The following is a 17,002-nucleotide window of genomic DNA, read 5'->3' as shown; positions in this document are numbered from 1 at the left end:
ATTTTTATTCTTTATTTTCATCTTATAATTAATCACATTAGTACCACCCCCTTATCCGAATAACAAATTACTTTAACTAATCTGCCTTAATTGTTCACTCATATAATCAACCCATTCAATAAAAGCGCCAATTAAAGGTTGTCTGTTCCCTGAATCTGCCCAACCTGCAAAACCAATAAAACCATCTGGATTAAAACTAATTGCTTCTCTTTGTGTAAAATAGTGACTGTTTATGTATAGATAACAACTGATTAAAGTTCCATTTGTTTTGTATTTGCTTTTTATTTTCTGACTCATTCTCATTGTATCAACAGACATTGTATGTGCTTTAGCTGCCTGTTTAACATGCTTATTCAGTAGCATAACTAAGACACAAATGTCTCCCTCCGTAATGTCTTCATAACTAAGTCCCTTTTGTACAAAATAATTTCTTGCTTCTTCTGAAGTCATTTAAACATCTCCCTATCTGGTTAAAATATCGTTTTTATTTAGAGTTATTGGCACTTATGTATTCTTTCCACTCGTCTTTTGAAACTTCTCTAATTACTTGACATGCTGTGGCCTCAACTTTACCACTATCCGCATCTACAAAATCCTTTTCTTTAATCTTCACCTCAATAAGTACTCCGTCTTCCTTTCCATAGTAAGTTGATTGTTCGATCGCTGCCTTTTCATTAAAAAATAACCTTCCGCAGTTCGACCAACTATCTATTACTCCTTCCGCTTTAGCTTCTTCTCCTATCACATACTCAAAGTTCTTGTCATAGAAGCTCGTTAATTTTCCGTTCTGTTTTCTTACAAATTTATAGAAATTAGTTTTATCAAAGAAATCCTTTGTATCTAATTTAATTTCAGTACATGGCGCTGATACAGATTCTTTTAGAAACCCATCAAGACCAATTCTATACTGATCATCATTAATCTTCAGCGTCATAACTGGACTCTTATTAATGTCATTTAAAAGATCATCTAAGTCATTAAACTCTAAATTAACCGGCTCTTTAAAGTAGTCTTCGTCTAAAACCATGTCAGCAATTTTGTCTACAGCTTCTCGTAGGTTAAAGTCTTCATCTTTTTCGTCTTCGAACAATTTGTCATAGTTTATCCCATACATACCTCCCATTTGATCTTTCAATTCTTCATATGTATTAATGGTTAAGTCCATGCATGTTAGCACAATACGAATGAATTCTGGCTTAGAAATTGTGTATTCTTTATCTGTGTATTTTTGCACTCTTAACAATGAGACAATTGGAAAAGCAGTTTGGCTATTAAACTTTAAAATTCTCTGCGAGTTATGTTTCAAAAAATCTTCATGTAGAGTAAAAGCTTCGGTCTTAAAATCAAAAGCTCCCATGCAGACTGTAAAATCAAATGTATTGAAAATTGACTCAGCATCAGAGAAAAATTTAAAGTGGATCATTTGTAGCTTTAGTCCTTTTTTGATAAACAGCGTGGCTTTTTTAGTGTGTGAAGTTACATAGACATTGCTATTCCAACACTCTTCTAAGAATGAACATGCTTTTTTATCACTTCTAAAATAGATATCCACATCATTTATCTCTTTATTATTAAATAGACTTGTAATTGTCCCACCTGCAATAATAACTTCATTCCTTTTAAGTGCTTCAACTAACTCTTCACCTAAATATGCGTACAGTTTATTCTTTTCAAATTGATAACTCATCAAAATTCCCCTTTTTTAATTTTATTTTTATCTTTATAACATCTCTGTTTTATCTAGATTTCTGTTCACTTACTTCTTCTAATTTTATTTTTATCCAACAAATCAATTATGTAAGTATCATACATATCATCCCAATAAGGATCTGTTCTTGCTATGAACTTCTTTGTTCTTCCGTTTTCCTCAATCTTAAAGGTTTGTCCCTTTTGAATATCAGTGAACTTTTTCTTTCTCCATATTCCTCTGATCAACACATCAACTTCTTTAACCTCAACTGTTTGCTGCAGCATCACATACCTCCTTTTTGATTTTCGTGTATCAAGCCTGTACAATATTCAAAAACCCTAAAGGATGATGAACATGTGTGGCAGGTTCACTTTATTCTCTGAGTTTGATGACATCATTGAGCAATTCAATATAGATCAATTCTTACCCGAAGAAGAATATCACCCAAGCTATAATGTCGCTCCTTCACAAAACATCCTTACAATCATTAACGATGGATCAAACAACCGTCTGGGCAAACTTAGATGGGGTCTTATTCCTCCTTGGGCTAAAGACGAAAAGATCGGTTATAAAATGATTAATGCTCGTGCTGAAACATTGGCCGAGAAACCCAGCTTTCGAAAACCGCTCGTAAGCAAACGTTGTATTATACCGGCTGACAGTTTTTATGAATGGAAACGCCTTGATCCAAAGACTAAGATTCCTATGCGGATTAAGCTTAAATCATCTAATCTCTTCGCTTTTGCCGGCTTATATGAAAAGTGGAACACACCAGAAGGCAATCCGTTGTACACTTGCACAATCATCACTACAAAGCCTAATGAACTTATGGAAGACATTCATGATCGGATGCCGGTTATCCTTACTGATGAGAACGAAAAGGAATGGCTCAACCCTAAAAATACTGATCCTGATTATCTACAAAGCTTACTGAAGCCATATGATGCTGATGATATGGAAGCATATCAGGTTTCATCTTTAGTGAATTCACCTAAAAACAATTCACCTGAGCTCATTGAATCCCATTAAGTACCACTGCCATATCGCTTTATATATCACCTTCGCTTAGCTATTATGTTCTAAGTAGGAGGTGATATTTTGTTTGTATCGCCAATGCTATTGCATTCAATAAAAGAGCCATTTGACGACGAGAACTATATCACTGAGCTCAAATTTGATGGAATCAGACTCATCCTTTCTAAATTTGATAATCAGATTAAGCTATACACTCGCCACAACAACGAAGTAACAAGCAAGTTTCCAGAACTCTTGGACTTAGATATTCCAGATGGAACAGTACTCGATGGTGAAGTTATTGTAGCTGCCCCAGGCGGTGCTCCTGACTTTGAAGCTGTAATGGAACGTTTCATGTCCAAAAAGTCAGCTCATAAGATTGTTTACTGTGTTTTTGATGTTATCTATAAAGACGGTCAGTCAATAGCAGCTAAGCCAATCACTGAGCGTAAGATAACTCTAAACTCACTTGAGCTAAATCATCCTAATGTCTTTGTAATCGAAGGAATTCAAGGTAACGGACTAGCTTACTTCAACCTGGCCAAAGAAAAGAACTTAGAGGGAATCGTACTCAAGAAAGCTGACTCCCCTTATGAGATCAATAAACGTTCACATAATTGGCTCAAAGTGATCAATTACGATTACACCGAAGTTCTTATTACCGGCTACACCAAAAAGGATATAAAATTCCTTCTGTCTTATCCTGATGGAACTGCAGCTGGATTTATGGAATTCATGCCCCATGCAGAACGCGGCAAATTTCATTCTATGAAACAAGTACAGTCTGAATCTGAAGAATATGTATTTATTGAGCCTATATTATGTAAGGTTAAGCACAAATTTAAGACTAAGCACGGTAAACTCCGCATTCCTTCCTTCGAATCCTGGAGAGTGTAATCTCTCCGTTACATAGCTCCTTAGAGCCTAGCTTTTAAAATCCGAGTGAAAATTTAGTACATTGATCAATAAGTTATCATCCAATCATCGAAGCTATAAGCATAATCAACACTCTCTATAAACCCTATTTCTTTTGCCTTCTGACGGATTTTCATACATCCTTCATAGCTGTAAGCCCATATTTCTTTATAATCCCTCAGTTCGCCGTATTTCCCTGTTATGATGAACTTTCTAAAGCTGTTGACCAGTTGCCACATGTTGCCTCCATGCGAAAAACCGTTTGGACTACCGTATCCCATTTCATACGGGTAAACGTCATCCCCCGTGTAATCATCAACGAAGAACAGTTTTTTCTTAAAACTGAAATACGCTATGCGATCCTTTGACTTGCGGTAGAATGTACGATGATCAATGCTTGCGATAAGCTTTATCAAGTCATTAATATCATTCATGCGTTTTATTTGCTCTTGATTTGGCACTTTGGTGCCTCCTTTCATTAAAATAAATATTTTAAATGATATTTTTCTTTAAACCTTTTTAAATTTCCAAGCTTCATTTCACCTTTATTACTGCAAGCAGGTTGTCATACGCTTGCCATATAAAAGGGACTGGACATTTTTGTCTCGGAGGTGAAATAAATGGATTTAATCTTAGATTGTTTCGTGAATTGGTCATTTGACAAAATCATGGACTACATCTTAATTGCAGGACTTTATTTTGTGTTCAAATCGAAATCTAAACAGAATTATCCTGATCACTTCGAAGAAAAACGCCGGCATAGAAATTAATTCTTTATGATCGTTATCGATACGTGTGCTTTTTCGATAACGATCCATCCTTATATGTTTAGTTAAAAACTATCTTTTATCTAAACTCTAATGGCTCATTCAACTCAAATGCCAATCTACACCCATTGATAAACTGTTTTGCAGTCTCTATGTATCTATTAGGTAGCATATAATTCTGAGGCACTTCCACTTTTGCCAACTCTTCTGCATAGGGTAAGATGGCTTCTAATTCCTCTGCAACAACTTTACACATTTCAAGTGTAATTACTCCATCACAATCTGAATGGCCGAAAAACTCTGTTAGCCCCTTATGGGTTTTTGTTGAATAACCTTTACCAAAATACCAATAGACATCCTTAAATTTTTGGTTATCATGTGGCGGCCAACTACCTCCAATTGATTTTAATAAAAACCTTCTAAGATTATTGAATGACGAGTATGCCCCATCGAATGCTCCGTGTGTTACATATAAGCCCATGTATCAATGCCTCCTATTCTGTTTAAAATCACGATTTTAACTATTTATGATCCATTATTCACTTCCGAAGCAACTTCCATTTACCTCATAATTAATGTATAAAATGTTAATGGAGTTGATATAATTGAACCCTCGAAAAATTTTATTAAGTTCTGCTTTAACATTCGGCATGCTAATATCCGCTGTTCCTGCCTTGGCAACAAGTTCTTCGTCTGAAGTGGTAGTAAAAAGTGATGAATATGATTATGACACCATATATCAGATTAGCCCAATACCAAACTTCAAACCTTCTATTGAATACAACGGATATACTTATACTCTTACAAGATATTATTTCGATTACTCAATTCAGTTTTATACGGCTATTTATACAAAAGTTGTTTAAACTTAAAGGTAGGGGCTTTTTAGCTCCTTTTTTCTTGTTTTAAGAAAGGCATTTCTTTTTATGCTGTCTTCTATGTACAAAATCAAATGCAATATCGACTTTTTCTTGTTTCTGTTCTTTAGCTGCTCGCTCCGTAATAACAATGAGTTGGCCATTCTCCTGACGGTCAATTTTCTGGACTGAATATCCTTTAGCAGCGTAATATTCACCAATAATCTCATCAACGTGGTTACTAAGCAGATTCCTCTTTATCACCCTTATAACCTCCATTTATTTTATTTTTATTCTTTAAATATTTATATGTATTCCATCCGCAGCCGTCAAATACGCTTATGTCCGCTCCAAGATGCCATCTAAACCAAACTAAGTTAAACCAGGCTGTATCAATTATGTGCTTTAAATAACCTATGTGCCTTCCTCCTTACAATGAAATAATCCTTTTATTCAATTATTCAAAAGCTTAAGGTTTTCGTATGTATTCCCGATAACTTCGCCATGTTTGACTTCTTCCCACTGCTGAGCAAACTCATCGATACCCAATACAGGAGCATCTTTATCTCCTACTACAAAGGGATCAAACAAGTACCCTCCGAACTCTGTTGAAAAAACACATCTATATGCGTAGCCTTCTCTTTTCATGAAAGGTGTTTGGATTATATCCTCTTCATAAATTTCCTGCCCTTTCTTATCCTTAAGCCCCGTGTATTGCATAAGGATGTTTTTCTTACAATGGCTTACCGTTGGCTGCTTTAAGGTAAATTCATAAAGCATCTCTTTTTTGTCTTTAATCCATGAACGAAATTTAATTTCCTTCATTCTGCCGCCCCCAAAAGCTCAGGTTCTTCATAAACGTTTCCACACACTGTCGAAAATTTTGAAGCTATATTTAGTCCTTGACATTTATACCCGATCATTGGGCCTTTACCGTTATTCTCAATGACTTCGTATCCCCAACCATCGTCAATCCAAATCACTTTAATGTACGAAGTATGGAACTTTCCTGTAGGTGTTTTCCCAAAGTTGGTGTATAACTCAGAAGTTTTTTCTAAAATGTCTCCTTCGTAAATCTCTCGCCCATTTTTATCTTTTAATCCAGTGTATTGCATCCAAGAACTGTATTTTTCATTTTCATCATTATCATCAAGTGCTGCCATCTGGAACTGTTTTATATGATCCCAATAGTGCATTACTTTTTTCTTTTTTGAATACATCCGAAATTTTATTTCTCTCAATTTAATCCTCCTATTCTTGTTTTAAGCAATGTAAGTAATATCTAATTCAAAATTAAAATCAGGATGAAGTCTCCATAATTGATGTCCTAAGTAAGTTTTCCTTGCATAATTTAAGCAGTTCCTTGTACCACTTTTAGTTCCATCATAAACAGCTACTATTGCTTCACTGTGATCAATCATGTATTCATCATTTCGTTTTTGCATCTTAGCCGGTGAAAACTCTCCTTGTTCACCTTCACTAACTTTATATTTATCTAACTCTTCAACATTAATAATCTCATCTGCTACATCAAGCATACGTTTGTACCACATTTTTTGGTCTGCAGACCATACTTTATCTTGTTCCTTGAAAGGTGTAGCAATTATGTTTTTGATATGGGGATATTTCTTCTTTAGAATATGTACACACCAGCAAGCAGCCTGATCAGTTCCTAACGCTCCTCCAGTTAAAAACCTGGACTTCTCTTCTTTTGTGATTAACTCTTCAATTACTTCAAGCAGCTTATCTTTGAGTTGGAGCATTGTGGGGTTTTTCATATCATAGCCACCCAATTTATTTGGCCTGTGACCGGTAAAGCAAACTGTCTTCTTTCTCAGTGTTTCTTGTTCTTCTAAAAGCCGCTCACGTTCTTTTCTTTCATCAGCCCACTGCTTTTTCCATTCTGGATCATTTAACTTAGCAAAATCAATTGTCATAGTTCAGCTCCTTTCTCTTTAAAACAGTCTTTTTATTTAGATTTAATCTCAACAATTAAACTGTCTGGATAATTCTTCAGATCAAGTGCGTTTACATGGCAGTGGCCTATATACCCTTCTTTATCAATAAAATTATAGAAGAACTTTTCCCCTTTATTGATGATAACTTCGCCATTATGTGTGTACTCCATCTCTGTTCCTTTATACCAAGTAACTTGAACTTTGGTTCCAGGTTTGATTTTATTTAAATCAAATATTGTTATTTCTTTTAGCAAGTTCATTTCAACCCTCCGATTCTCATTAAAGCTTCAATTTTATTTAGTTTTCTAATGCTGCAATAATTTCTTCTAATTGATCCCTGCTGATCCGGTAATATCTAGTGCCATCTGTTCCCCTTTGTGAAATGTTATTTTCAATCATTTCTTTTAAATCAACAATCAGTACTTTATTTTTCATTATTGAGACCCCCTATCTGATCGTCAGAAAGCTCCTTAATTAACAACTGTCCGAGTTCATCACTAATATATCTCCAGTCAGCTCCTTCGGGCGTTCTAATACCAAGAGAAAAACCGCCACACAGTGTATCCTCAGCCAACCTTAAAACACCATCACTTGTCTTAAGTAGCTCATGTTTAACCAAACCATCCCCTTTAATCATTTCTTCTCTTCCTTTCTCTTTAAAATTTTACTTTTATCCAAACTGCATTCTCCAATGGACGTTGCCCACAACACTGTGATCAAGCATTTCTTCGCAACTTTTACACAGAGTTGATTTAGTTATCGTCATATGGAATGAGTCCCACTTACCACAACAATGACACGTCTTTTCAAAGGCTGCTGTCTCCTTTTGTTTTCCCCTTTCAGAACCATTGCCAGTTAACAATAAGCTGCTACTATAAAGGTCGTTCTGCCTTACTTCTGCTTCTACACTCCAGGGGTATATTCGCTTCTTTAAGTACCTTTGCAATAATGACTTGCTTTGGTTACTTCCAATCTTCATGAACTCTCTATTTACAGTAAGGTCAACTGTTCTTTTCATCACTTCGCCCTTTTGAACAGCTTTTTAAACCAATTTTTCTTTTCGTTAACCACTGTAAATCTGGGATTATTCGTCCTAAACCCATTTGCTATCTTGTCCATGTTGTTTAACTGCTTCTTCAATTGCTCGATATCTTGGGGTGTATTGATGGTCATTGCAATATTGGATTCTTTTGCTTCCTGTACTTCGGAAATCATCTTATCTAAAGTGAGATCGCAATATTCATCTTCCCAGTCACCTATGAAATAAAAACGTTCAATCAAAGTACCGCTCGATTCATCTTGAAAAGTGCCAAATAAAATTGGATCTTTATCTCTTCGTTCTTTTTCGATTTGCCTTTCAACCTTCCCCGTATAATCTGTAAACACCACGTAAAACCGATCCAATTTGTCTTTTACTTTGTTATATTTCATGATGACATCGTCAGGGATTTCACGTTCGTAATTTTCAAGCTCAATAATTTTGACTGTATCTTTTGCAATGTTATCTATGTATTCTTCAATGTCATCTCGATAAACAAACGTATCAATACCAAGCTTTACAATCTCCCGTTCTTTTTCAATTGACTCTAAGTGGAATATCAGTTTCTTTGCAGCTTTAATTTGATTGGTTTGCTTATACTTATTGAGTAACACCAAGCAATTGTCGTAATACCTTTGAAGTTCTTTGTCTGTAACCTTATTTTTCTTTGATTTAATCATGTCAAAATATTGATTTGGTTGTAACACTTCCATCTTTTCACTCCTTTACTTAATCTAATTCCCTCATGTCTTCTCTCTGCTCAATATAACTTTTAAAGTCCTCCCACTCTCTATCGATCTCTTTAATATTCCTAGCAATATAGGCTTCTGCAATGTCTGGATCAACCAACTTTTGAAGAGACAGCTGATACATAAATTCAATCTTTGACACTGTTTCTAGAAATGACTGGGCATAACTTTTTGCTCTATTTAAGCGATATTGACTCATTCCATGTTTTGATTCCATTATTATTCTCACTCCTTTTAATCACATTAAAATGCATTTTTTATCACTTCTTTGCAGCATAGCTCTCAAAGAATTCTTCAACTGATCTTAGATAACGGTATTTATTTGGATCTTCTGGGTTTCTGAATCTCTTCGATAACACCAATGACCAATTAAACATCAATGGGGAAAATCTTGCCCATTTGCTAAAGCTTAACTGTAGGCCTTTCCATTCCCTACCCGCTAGTTCTGCTAATTCTAGAATCTGATCTTCTTTTATGTTCACTTCGTCTTCAAACATCACTTGAATTTCTTCGTATGGTTTATGCCCAAAACAACAGTGGCGTGTTTTTAATCCAATTTTGAAATTTAAAATATCAATTAAATTAATCATTTGTGTATCAAGTTCATCATATGGGATACCATTTCGGATGAATTTTTCTCTTTGGTTTAGTTTCATATTATCTTCAAATAGCAGATCAAAAGAATTCATACTCACTCCGCGCCCTCCAATAACTCAGGATTTTCATAAACGTTGCCGCCGATCTCGCATTCTTCCCAATCAATACAATCATCAATATGGTAATCACAATCAGCAGGATATTTAAGACCGAATTTACCACTTGCTCGAGCAACGATCATGGGTTCACTGTCTGTCATATCAATATCTTTTTCATAAATCATTTTTTCGTTCTTATCCTTCAACCCTGTGCCCCACATGAGAGCCGCATTTTTTTGTGTGCTAGACGCAATACGGATGGGATAAAGAGCTCCTACGATATTGCGATACAGTCCCCATTCTCCACCTGAGATAATAAGACTCAGCTCACCATCATCCCAATAATGCATCTGCTCGCCGTCCCAAACTCTGTAAGCTGTACTCATCAATACCCCTCCTGCTGCCGCTGATGATTGACGGCGTTTTTGTCCATGTATGCGGATTCGATCTGTTCAGGCGTGAACCCAAGCATTTTACCCAAATTCAAAAAGCGTTCAAAAGACCTTACATAAGTCCCCTCATCCTCAATCGAAAAATAAAAACCGAACACAAGTGTCATTAAATGTGAAAATGCTTTTCCAATACCGATATTTGTTTCTAAATCCCTTTCTTTTGAACGTTTTATGATCTGCTGAATCGTGGCATCGTTATTAAATCCAATTCGATTGCCAATGCTCAAGATAAAATGTAAGCAGTCCACGTATTCTTCAAGCAATGGATTCGATTCACCTATCTTTCCAGAGCCGTTGCAATCTTGGCATTTGGAATATGGTTCAGCTGCATGCCCTTCTTCGAGATATTGCAAATTAATATCGTGATTTTCATCCCCAGTGCCATCACATGTTGGACAAAAATGTTCTATTTTCGTACGTGGCTCCCTGTTATTTCTCCAATGCTTAAAGCCGCGCCATTCATTTGCACACTCGGCCAGCTCCACCTGTAAAGCGAGAATAAGGTTTGGCAGCAAGTCCTGACCTTCCAGCCCCTTCTCTTTGATAATCCGTTCATCAAGCGCCTTTTGCATTTCGAACATTTTTTGTAGATTCAAGCTATTCCCTCCTAAAATATAAGTCTGAATAAAACTTACATTTTATTCACTAATTTTAATTTTGTTATCTGAATGAAAATTTACCATTCAATATGTACCCACTTCTTTACTCTTACTCTCTTCTTCTCTTAACATATCTTCAGCTATATACATCCCTTCGTAAGCATAATCAATTATTGAATGAAATTCTCCGATTACCCTTCGTAAATTTTCTTCTTCTTTGTATGCTTTTAATTGCAAAAGTGTTTTCATTAGTTTTTCGAGCTTTTCCTCAAGCAACATAGCCCTCTTTACCAACTCCTATATACATATTATTTGTATTTGTATAAACTATAACCCATCAATTAATATCTGTCAATTAGATTCGGCCAATTTATGTGACCGAATCTAATTTTAGTCTGAGAACATAAAGATCAATTCATTGATGTCATCCCTAAGCTTAACGAGGCTTTGAGGTGTAACTGAAATTGTAATATCTAATTTCTCTCCCTTGAAACCAAGTAGGAATTGATAATGTTCTGAAGTCAGCACTTTTTTTGTAAGTCTTAGACTAACCTCTTTGTAATTATCTTGATCAACAAATATATTCAAAACAATACCTTCATTCTCCTCTTGCTGCTGATTATTACATTATGTTTAACGGAGTCTTTCTTTTTTTTATTTTTACTCAGGCAATTCTTCTGTATTTGTTATTTCATATTCCATATCATTTAATTTAAAATTTTCAACTGATCCATCAGCTTTTAAAAACGAGACTTCTTTAGATAAAAGTAAATTTTCGCAAATCCTGGTTACCAATGTTTCAGAGACTTCTGGACTATCTGCTTTGTTTTTGAGTACAATCTCCAGATTCAGTGCAATATTGTTTAAATAACCTGCCATCCTCATTCTCCTATGTTCAATTTTCTGTGATAAGCCCTTAAGATATTAAGGGAACGTGCGTTCTGTTTTGTATAATCATTATACATAGAAAGTAGGTGTTATGCTAGTGGTTATTTATCGGCTTCGTATGGTATGATATGTATTATGTCTTTCCATAACAGAACGCAGGAGGATGTCCGATTATGATTAAAGTTGAGATCGGGCAATGCTTGATACCTGAACTATGTAGAAAGAAAGACATTACAATCAATGAACTTTCAGAGATAACTGGGATCAAGAAACAGCAGCTGAGCGACTATAATCGGTTGGTTAAAGTAGACATGTCTATTAGAACTGCAAAAAGAATTGCTGCTGCTTTAGATTGTAATGTCGAAGACCTCTATGAATTCAAGGTTGAAAGGCATTGCAACGACTAAGACTTTGGTCTTGGTCTCCTCCTTAGTAAACCATATGGTTTACATGACCATCTTACTACATTTAAACATGTATTTAAAGTGATTATTTTGTCTATTTTTGTCGAAATGCGAATTTTTTCACAATTTTTGAGATAAAGAAAAATCCATTTAACCAAAATAGTCAAATGGATTTCATATTTAAATGGTCGTCTCTTTTAAACCTAGTTCTTCTGCGTAATATTTATTAACTTCTTCCTCATTAATATAATCTTGCATTGAATAAACTGCTCGATATTTGGATTTTACTCTTAAATTAAAGTCATCTATAATCTGATACCTTACAGAGTTATCAATAACCCCTTTCTCTTTATAAAGCTGATATGCTCTATACAAATGACCAGATCTAACAATAGTGTTTGGTGTTAAAAAGTTAATTTTAAAGAACTCAGATATATCAGTAATTAGATTAGTTATGACAAATTTGCTTGCTTGGCCGTCTCCTTTGTTGGACGTTCTTTTTGTTTTAACTACATAATCATTTTCAACTAAAAAGACTTCTTTTGTTTGGCCTTTTGCCTTCCCATTCTTTAATTTATATTTAGTTTCCTGAGCTGCATTTAAGGCAATAACAAGACATTCACTACTTACTTTTAGTTTTCGTTCACCGTGTTTTGAATCATGCAGGGTTAAAACGTTACCGTTTAGCATCGCATCCTCAACTTGCTTTTTCGTTAAACTTAGCAATTCAGAATGAGCTAAACCTGAAACCCCTTCAAACAACAGCCTTAATACAGCCTTTGATTGATAGTTAACTAATTGACTTTCCATTTCTTCTAATTCACTATAAGTAATATATAATTTTTTATCCCCAAGACACTCATAAAGCTCTTCTTCTGAAATAGTTCTTGCTAAATTGGTTAATCCTTTACTTAACTTATATGAAATTGCCCAATCAATATACAATGACAATAATGCTAAGGTTCTCCGAACACTACCGATAGTGGTTTGATCGAATGATCGTATTAGCTCTAAAATTTGCATTGATGTGAAATCATAAATGTCTTTATTATATAAAGTCTCAGTAATCTCTGCTTTAGCAAAAATAGGCCTCATCTGCAAAACCATACCCTCAGATAAGGTATCTAAATATTTTTCCTTAATCTCACTATTGAACATTGCAGCAAACAACTCCTAAGTAATTACTCGTCTATTTTTAAATTGTTAAAGAAATTCCATATCTTTTGTGGTGACTTAGCGTTCCCATTCTTGTCTACTACACCTAGTTCATCCCACAACTTATTTTTCTTACTAAAGTCTATAGAGCCTAAAACATCAGTAATCTTACTTTCCAAATCCTCCAGACTTACCCCATCTAATTGCAATTTCTTAGCTAATCCCACATATCCATTAAAGAACAAATAGTTGTTTACAAAACTCCTCTTCCGTTCTTTTGCTATATCACCTAAGAACTCATCTACAAATTGTGTAGCTAAAGCATCAAAGAAAGATGTAAGGTATCTTGCAGTTTTTAATATGTCTGCCTGAGTAGAAAAATCTTTTTTAGAATAGCTTCTTTCAATTGCCTTTTTGAAGTCAGAAAAAGTTATAAGCAAGTTCTGATTTTGATTTATCCAGTCTCCATTTGTCTTTATATAATCACCAATTATGCTATTATCCTGAATAAACTTAACAATTTTGTTTGAATAAACATTTTGGCTCATCTCGGCAACTTTAGATTTTTTGACTGGGTTTATTGTGTTTTGTTGCCCAAAATGCTCTCTCGCCCTTTTTTGAGTGTAGTTATAGATGTCTACTTTAAAGGTTTCTTCAAAAAAATGATCTAACTCAGGGTGCTGTCTTATAGCCATAGTAATACCTATTAGCCGGTGATACCCGTCTAAAACGTCTAGAATGGTGTCTTCAGTCACTGTAAGCGACATAGTATCGTCATCATATATTAATTCTTCGCCACCACTTGCGCTTCCAACACGTGCATTAAACGTAAAAACTGATTTAATTAATTTCCCCTCTAAGAACAGTTCCTTTATTTCTTCAACCGATTGTTTATTGAGCTGCGGTACAGGTATCTCAATATCTGATCCCTCTAGTTTTTTCGTTTTGTTTGTTCTTTGAGCATTAGGATTATAGTGCAATAACTTATTTTCAAATAGCATAAACAACTCTTTAGCAGTGATTGGGAAGAAATAATTATCATCCGAGTACTTTACAACTTGTTTGAATGTATACGGAAATTTTATATCTTCCTCCACAGATCCTTCCCATAAAGTTTCAATTTCTCTCATATCCGTTTCTGTGAAGTAATTTCGTGGATTAAACCTTTCACTTTCAAGAACTGAGTATAGTGACTTGGCTAAAAAGTACATATATTCTTTAGAAATTTCGACTTCTGGATTTTCTATATCGTAAATTAATTTTTGTGTTGTCCCTGGAGCAATTTTATTTTTAGCCATCTCTAATTGAATATCGTTAATAAATGATCTTATGTGTTTATTTTTCGAGATAGCATCTTTCATTTCTGAAAGCAGTTTCTCATTTGCAGACTGATCAAAGATCACTGTCATATAGCCTTTCACCTCGTGTCATGTTGCTAAATTTAAAGTTACCAAAGGCAATCTGGTTAATCAAGAAGAATTATCATTTGAACTGAGTAATATGCCGAAAAAATGATTATCGCTCATTTACATGCTTTATAAATTTTTTTAATGTAACAAGATCAGCGTTTTCAAAAAAACTAATAAAATCCTCTTGGGTTGCTTCATATAGTGGATTTAAATCGATTTTTTCATCCATTGTTACACCAGCAGAGTTCGCTATGTTAATCTTTCTGCTCATATATCTCTCTGTTGTTAATGTGTTTTTATGATTTCCTTGTTCTTTTGCTGCAAGTAAATCATGCCCAGAATTCTCATAGACATAGTCAATTCCTACACCCTTAAATGAGTGTAAGACTAATTCTCTTTCAGGAGGTATACCTAACCTTTTTTTCGACCTTTTCAATGAGTGTCGCAAAGATTGTTCCGAAAGTCCCTGAAAAACCAATTCAGTTTCGCTGACATCCTCTTCCTTCAGCTGCAACAATTCCTCATAAAATACCTGGTTAATGCCTGTAGACACAACCTGAGATCCTTTATCAATAACTGTTACTATATAATGGCCTGTACTTTCATCAAGCTTTATGTCTTTCCATCTTACACGCAAAATGGCACTTACACGAAAAGATGTTCTGATGGCGAATTTAACAAAAAGCTTTTTCATTAAAGGCTTTTGCCTTTCATTTATATACATATCCTGGGCAATTCTTTCCGCTTCTGTCTGGGTTGTTTTATCCCAGTTTTTAGTTACTGTTTTAAGCCTTTCGACAGTATTAAACACCGACAAATCAATATAGTCCTTATAATCATGCTCCAAATATGTATAGAGCATCTTCAAGGAGGTCATTTTTCTGTTAATACTATTATTAACTAATCCCTTTTCCTGAAGATACTTAACATAGTTGCTTAATTCGCTTTTAGTTACAACTAAATCATGGGGAACTAAACTTTTGACATCTTTCCCTTTAATCACACTAAAGAACTGCTTAATATCCCCTTCATAATTCTTTCTTGTGTTAGACACCCTTGTAGTTAATGAAGGCATCATATAGTTAGAATTCCCTGAGCTACTTCTTATATCTTTATTGATTAAAAAGCCTTCGATATCATCGTAAACCGCATAATTTTTTAATTGTTTAACTTTATTTTGCATTATCTTCTCCTCCTTTCTCATCCAATAACTCATCAATAGAGACATTCAATACAAGAGCGATAAGCTTTATGGTTGTAACATCTGATTCATCTGGCATTTCAATGATTTTGTTTAATGTCTGAATATCAATCATTGTCTCCCTCGACAATTCCTCTATTGTGATGCCACGTTTGACCATTAGCTGTTTTATTCGCTCTGACATGTCAACCTCCTATTTTTTATGTATACTATAGACTACAGTGCGTATATGTTATGGTTGATAAATAAACTCTTCAAATTCAATTGCTATATGTCTTTTTAAATTCTTAACAAAATGTATTAGGGATCTAAAATGTGGATTATTTTCAATGCTTCTTTTTAGTCCATCTCCTCCTAATAATACTCTATTTAGATCTTTTAATAATGCTGCTATCTCTATTTTTGCACCATGTAGATCATCTTCAGTTTTTGCATTAACAATCATTTTTCTTATGTTTAGTACACTCTCTATGTAAGTTTGTTTTGCATTTAAAACAAAATCGGCATCAATATCGTTTTGATTTGTAGACCTAAGTTCTACAACATGCATCATTAATCCTCCTTGTATTCGCTTAGCAATTTCATGTATCCTTTAGTTAGTTGTTTTCTAACATTTTCATTCTTCATTATTTTTGACTTTTCAATGCTTTTTTCATGAAAGAATAAATCATTTTTAACTAAGCTTTCAACTTTCTTTTGGTAAATGGTCTTATGCATTGTCATACTGTTTTTTAAGTAACTAATTGCGGACATACCACCAACCTCCTATATACATATTTTTTATCTTTTCCATCTATAGCAATTGTAATGCATTACAAAAGGGAAGTAAAGATTTTTTTAACGACAAATAGCACATTCTACGCAATTTTTTTTGCGAATGTGCTGCTTTCTAATTCCTTTCATTTAATTAGGGTGTATGTACTTGAAGTTGATCACTAGAAGTTATAAAAACTTAATATTTAAGTGATGGCCTTAAAACTACAAAAGACGCTTAGCTCAAAAGAGCCAAACGTCTTCCATTTCTTTGGTTAATTTAATTAAGTAAATAATAATACTAATAATTCTATGTGTCAATGTTTAATTACGCTCCGCGTACAATGCCAGCAACTTGATAGTCCCCTGAAGCTTGTTCATTTGAAGATGCTTTAGCACTCACAAACGAGATTGATAAAACAGCCGCAATAGTAATTGCCATAATAAATCTCTTCAT

The 17,002-nt window shown here is 34.4% G+C and carries 32 protein-coding genes; 5 read left to right on the top strand and 27 right to left on the bottom strand.

The features are described from left to right. Positions 1 to 72: 72 nt before the first annotated feature. From NST56_RS10325 to NST56_RS10315, 3 genes are all read right to left on the bottom strand, one after another. A complete protein-coding gene (locus tag NST56_RS10325; RefSeq protein WP_268449091.1) occupies positions 73 to 450 on the bottom strand; it encodes a hypothetical protein in 378 nt (125 codons plus the stop codon). 34 nt (positions 451 to 484) lie between these two features. Then, entirely contained in the window at positions 485 to 1,687 is a 1,203-nt protein-coding gene (locus tag NST56_RS10320) for a hypothetical protein (RefSeq protein WP_339181784.1), read from the bottom strand. 65 nt (positions 1,688 to 1,752) lie between these two features. Beyond that, on the bottom strand, positions 1,753 to 1,974 hold the full coding sequence (locus tag NST56_RS10315) for a hypothetical protein (RefSeq protein WP_339181781.1): 222 nt from the start codon (positions 1,972 to 1,974) through the stop codon (positions 1,753 to 1,755). A gap of 70 nt (positions 1,975 to 2,044) precedes the next feature. Between NST56_RS10315 and NST56_RS10310 the strand changes: the two genes are divergently transcribed. Together NST56_RS10310 and NST56_RS10305 are read left to right on the top strand one after the other, a co-directional pair. Then, on the top strand, positions 2,045 to 2,719 hold the full coding sequence (locus tag NST56_RS10310) for an SOS response-associated peptidase (RefSeq protein ID WP_339181778.1): 675 nt from the start codon (positions 2,045 to 2,047) through the stop codon (positions 2,717 to 2,719). A 69-nt stretch (positions 2,720 to 2,788) separates the two neighbouring features. Next, on the top strand, positions 2,789 to 3,601 hold the full coding sequence (locus tag NST56_RS10305) for an ATP-dependent DNA ligase (RefSeq protein ID WP_339181774.1): 813 nt from the start codon (positions 2,789 to 2,791) through the stop codon (positions 3,599 to 3,601). A 65-nt stretch (positions 3,602 to 3,666) separates the two neighbouring features. On the opposite strand, the gene NST56_RS10300 is transcribed toward NST56_RS10305, so the two are convergent. Further along, on the bottom strand, positions 3,667 to 4,080 hold the full coding sequence (locus NST56_RS10300) for a hypothetical protein (RefSeq protein WP_339181772.1): 414 nt from the start codon (positions 4,078 to 4,080) through the stop codon (positions 3,667 to 3,669). 159 nt (positions 4,081 to 4,239) lie between these two features. On the opposite strand from NST56_RS10300, the gene NST56_RS10295 reads away from it, so the two are divergent. Next, positions 4,240 to 4,389: a hypothetical protein gene (locus NST56_RS10295; protein WP_339181770.1), complete on the top strand. Its 150-nt coding sequence runs from the start codon at positions 4,240 to 4,242 to the stop codon at positions 4,387 to 4,389. 76 nt (positions 4,390 to 4,465) lie between these two features. On the opposite strand, the gene NST56_RS10290 is transcribed toward NST56_RS10295, so the two are convergent. Beyond that, a complete protein-coding gene (locus NST56_RS10290) occupies positions 4,466 to 4,867 on the bottom strand; it encodes a hypothetical protein (RefSeq protein WP_339181767.1) in 402 nt (133 codons plus the stop codon). Between the two features lie 124 nt (positions 4,868 to 4,991). On the opposite strand from NST56_RS10290, the gene NST56_RS10285 reads away from it, so the two are divergent. Then, positions 4,992 to 5,252, top strand: a complete 261-nt coding sequence (locus tag NST56_RS10285; protein ID WP_217002409.1) for a hypothetical protein — start codon at positions 4,992 to 4,994, stop codon at positions 5,250 to 5,252. Between the two features lie 39 nt (positions 5,253 to 5,291). Here NST56_RS10285 and NST56_RS10280 read toward each other — a convergent pair whose 3' ends face one another. The 15 genes from NST56_RS10280 to NST56_RS10210 form a co-directional block, all read right to left on the bottom strand. Further along, the gene (locus NST56_RS10280; protein ID WP_205164328.1) at positions 5,292 to 5,522 is read right to left on the bottom strand and encodes a hypothetical protein; all 231 of its coding nucleotides are present in this window, start codon (positions 5,520 to 5,522) and stop codon (positions 5,292 to 5,294) included. A 174-nt stretch (positions 5,523 to 5,696) separates the two neighbouring features. Next, positions 5,697 to 6,068, bottom strand: coding sequence for a YopX family protein (locus NST56_RS10275; protein WP_339181763.1), 372 nt, complete (start codon positions 6,066 to 6,068; stop codon positions 5,697 to 5,699). Further along, complete coding sequence (locus tag NST56_RS10270) at positions 6,065 to 6,484, bottom strand: YopX family protein (protein WP_339181760.1); 420 nt, start codon at positions 6,482 to 6,484, stop codon at positions 6,065 to 6,067. The genes NST56_RS10275 and NST56_RS10270 overlap by 4 nt, the downstream gene beginning before the upstream one ends. A gap of 21 nt (positions 6,485 to 6,505) precedes the next feature. Then, on the bottom strand, positions 6,506 to 7,180 hold the full coding sequence (locus NST56_RS10265) for an SLOG family protein (protein WP_339181757.1): 675 nt from the start codon (positions 7,178 to 7,180) through the stop codon (positions 6,506 to 6,508). Between the two features lie 32 nt (positions 7,181 to 7,212). Continuing rightward, complete coding sequence (locus tag NST56_RS10260; RefSeq protein WP_339181755.1) at positions 7,213 to 7,461, bottom strand: hypothetical protein; 249 nt, start codon at positions 7,459 to 7,461, stop codon at positions 7,213 to 7,215. 37 nt (positions 7,462 to 7,498) lie between these two features. Further along, entirely contained in the window at positions 7,499 to 7,636 is a 138-nt protein-coding gene (locus tag NST56_RS10255; protein ID WP_166851892.1) for a hypothetical protein, read from the bottom strand. Further along, positions 7,626 to 7,838, bottom strand: coding sequence for a hypothetical protein (locus NST56_RS10250; RefSeq protein ID WP_339181751.1), 213 nt, complete (start codon positions 7,836 to 7,838; stop codon positions 7,626 to 7,628). The genes NST56_RS10255 and NST56_RS10250 overlap by 11 nt, the downstream gene beginning before the upstream one ends. 380 nt (positions 7,839 to 8,218) lie before the next feature. Further along, complete coding sequence (locus NST56_RS10245) at positions 8,219 to 8,953, bottom strand: hypothetical protein (protein ID WP_339181748.1); 735 nt, start codon at positions 8,951 to 8,953, stop codon at positions 8,219 to 8,221. A gap of 16 nt (positions 8,954 to 8,969) precedes the next feature. Then, positions 8,970 to 9,206, bottom strand: a complete 237-nt coding sequence (locus NST56_RS10240; RefSeq protein ID WP_339181745.1) for a hypothetical protein — start codon at positions 9,204 to 9,206, stop codon at positions 8,970 to 8,972. Between the two features lie 43 nt (positions 9,207 to 9,249). Continuing rightward, positions 9,250 to 9,678, bottom strand: coding sequence for a hypothetical protein (locus tag NST56_RS10235; protein WP_339182155.1), 429 nt, complete (start codon positions 9,676 to 9,678; stop codon positions 9,250 to 9,252). Positions 9,679 to 9,680: 2 nt separating this feature from the next. Continuing rightward, entirely contained in the window at positions 9,681 to 10,070 is a 390-nt protein-coding gene (locus tag NST56_RS10230) for a YopX family protein (protein WP_339181743.1), read from the bottom strand. Beyond that, positions 10,070 to 10,732, bottom strand: a complete 663-nt coding sequence (locus NST56_RS10225; protein ID WP_339181740.1) for a dUTP diphosphatase — start codon at positions 10,730 to 10,732, stop codon at positions 10,070 to 10,072. The genes NST56_RS10230 and NST56_RS10225 overlap by 1 nt, the downstream gene beginning before the upstream one ends. Before the next feature lie 87 nt (positions 10,733 to 10,819). Then, positions 10,820 to 11,014 (bottom strand): hypothetical protein, encoded by a 195-nt coding sequence (locus NST56_RS10220; protein WP_128740448.1) that lies wholly within the window; start codon positions 11,012 to 11,014, stop codon positions 10,820 to 10,822. 111 nt (positions 11,015 to 11,125) lie between these two features. Continuing rightward, positions 11,126 to 11,323 carry a hypothetical protein gene (locus NST56_RS10215; RefSeq protein ID WP_339181737.1) on the bottom strand — a complete coding sequence of 66 codons (198 nt, stop codon included), beginning with the start codon at positions 11,321 to 11,323 and terminating at the stop codon, positions 11,126 to 11,128. A 72-nt stretch (positions 11,324 to 11,395) separates the two neighbouring features. Beyond that, complete coding sequence (locus tag NST56_RS10210) at positions 11,396 to 11,614, bottom strand: YopT family protein (RefSeq protein WP_268286868.1); 219 nt, start codon at positions 11,612 to 11,614, stop codon at positions 11,396 to 11,398. A 182-nt stretch (positions 11,615 to 11,796) separates the two neighbouring features. Between NST56_RS10210 and NST56_RS10205 the strand changes: the two genes are divergently transcribed. Beyond that, positions 11,797 to 12,030: a helix-turn-helix transcriptional regulator gene (locus NST56_RS10205; protein ID WP_339181735.1), complete on the top strand. Its 234-nt coding sequence runs from the start codon at positions 11,797 to 11,799 to the stop codon at positions 12,028 to 12,030. Between the two features lie 177 nt (positions 12,031 to 12,207). Here NST56_RS10205 and NST56_RS10200 read toward each other — a convergent pair whose 3' ends face one another. The 7 genes from NST56_RS10200 to NST56_RS10170 all read right to left on the bottom strand — a co-directional run bounded on the left by NST56_RS10200 (position 12,208) and on the right by NST56_RS10170 (position 17,002). Next, entirely contained in the window at positions 12,208 to 13,185 is a 978-nt protein-coding gene (locus tag NST56_RS10200; RefSeq protein ID WP_283912357.1) for a hypothetical protein, read from the bottom strand. 23 nt (positions 13,186 to 13,208) lie between these two features. Further along, on the bottom strand, positions 13,209 to 14,591 hold the full coding sequence (locus NST56_RS10195; RefSeq protein ID WP_339181731.1) for a DNA sulfur modification protein DndB: 1,383 nt from the start codon (positions 14,589 to 14,591) through the stop codon (positions 13,209 to 13,211). Between the two features lie 106 nt (positions 14,592 to 14,697). Next, complete coding sequence (locus NST56_RS10190) at positions 14,698 to 15,774, bottom strand: site-specific integrase (RefSeq protein WP_339181727.1); 1,077 nt, start codon at positions 15,772 to 15,774, stop codon at positions 14,698 to 14,700. After that, on the bottom strand, positions 15,764 to 15,976 hold the full coding sequence (locus tag NST56_RS10185; protein WP_116315982.1) for a helix-turn-helix transcriptional regulator: 213 nt from the start codon (positions 15,974 to 15,976) through the stop codon (positions 15,764 to 15,766). Before NST56_RS10185 ends, NST56_RS10190 begins: the two co-directional genes overlap by 11 nt. A gap of 48 nt (positions 15,977 to 16,024) precedes the next feature. Beyond that, complete coding sequence (locus NST56_RS10180) at positions 16,025 to 16,342, bottom strand: hypothetical protein (RefSeq protein WP_339182152.1); 318 nt, start codon at positions 16,340 to 16,342, stop codon at positions 16,025 to 16,027. Between the two features lie 2 nt (positions 16,343 to 16,344). After that, positions 16,345 to 16,545 (bottom strand): hypothetical protein, encoded by a 201-nt coding sequence (locus tag NST56_RS10175; protein WP_004399418.1) that lies wholly within the window; start codon positions 16,543 to 16,545, stop codon positions 16,345 to 16,347. Positions 16,546 to 16,873: 328 nt separating this feature from the next. Continuing rightward, a complete protein-coding gene (locus NST56_RS10170) occupies positions 16,874 to 17,002 on the bottom strand; it encodes a lysogeny pheromone AimP family peptide (RefSeq protein WP_339181723.1) in 129 nt (42 codons plus the stop codon).

Source organism: Bacillus sp. FSL R5-0560 (genome assembly GCF_037966305.1).
In the GTDB taxonomy this organism is placed as follows: domain Bacteria; phylum Bacillota; class Bacilli; order Bacillales; family Bacillaceae; genus Bacillus; species Bacillus mojavensis.
The sequence above is the reverse complement of the archived record's forward strand: the minus strand, read 5'-3'. Positions and strand labels throughout refer to the sequence as shown.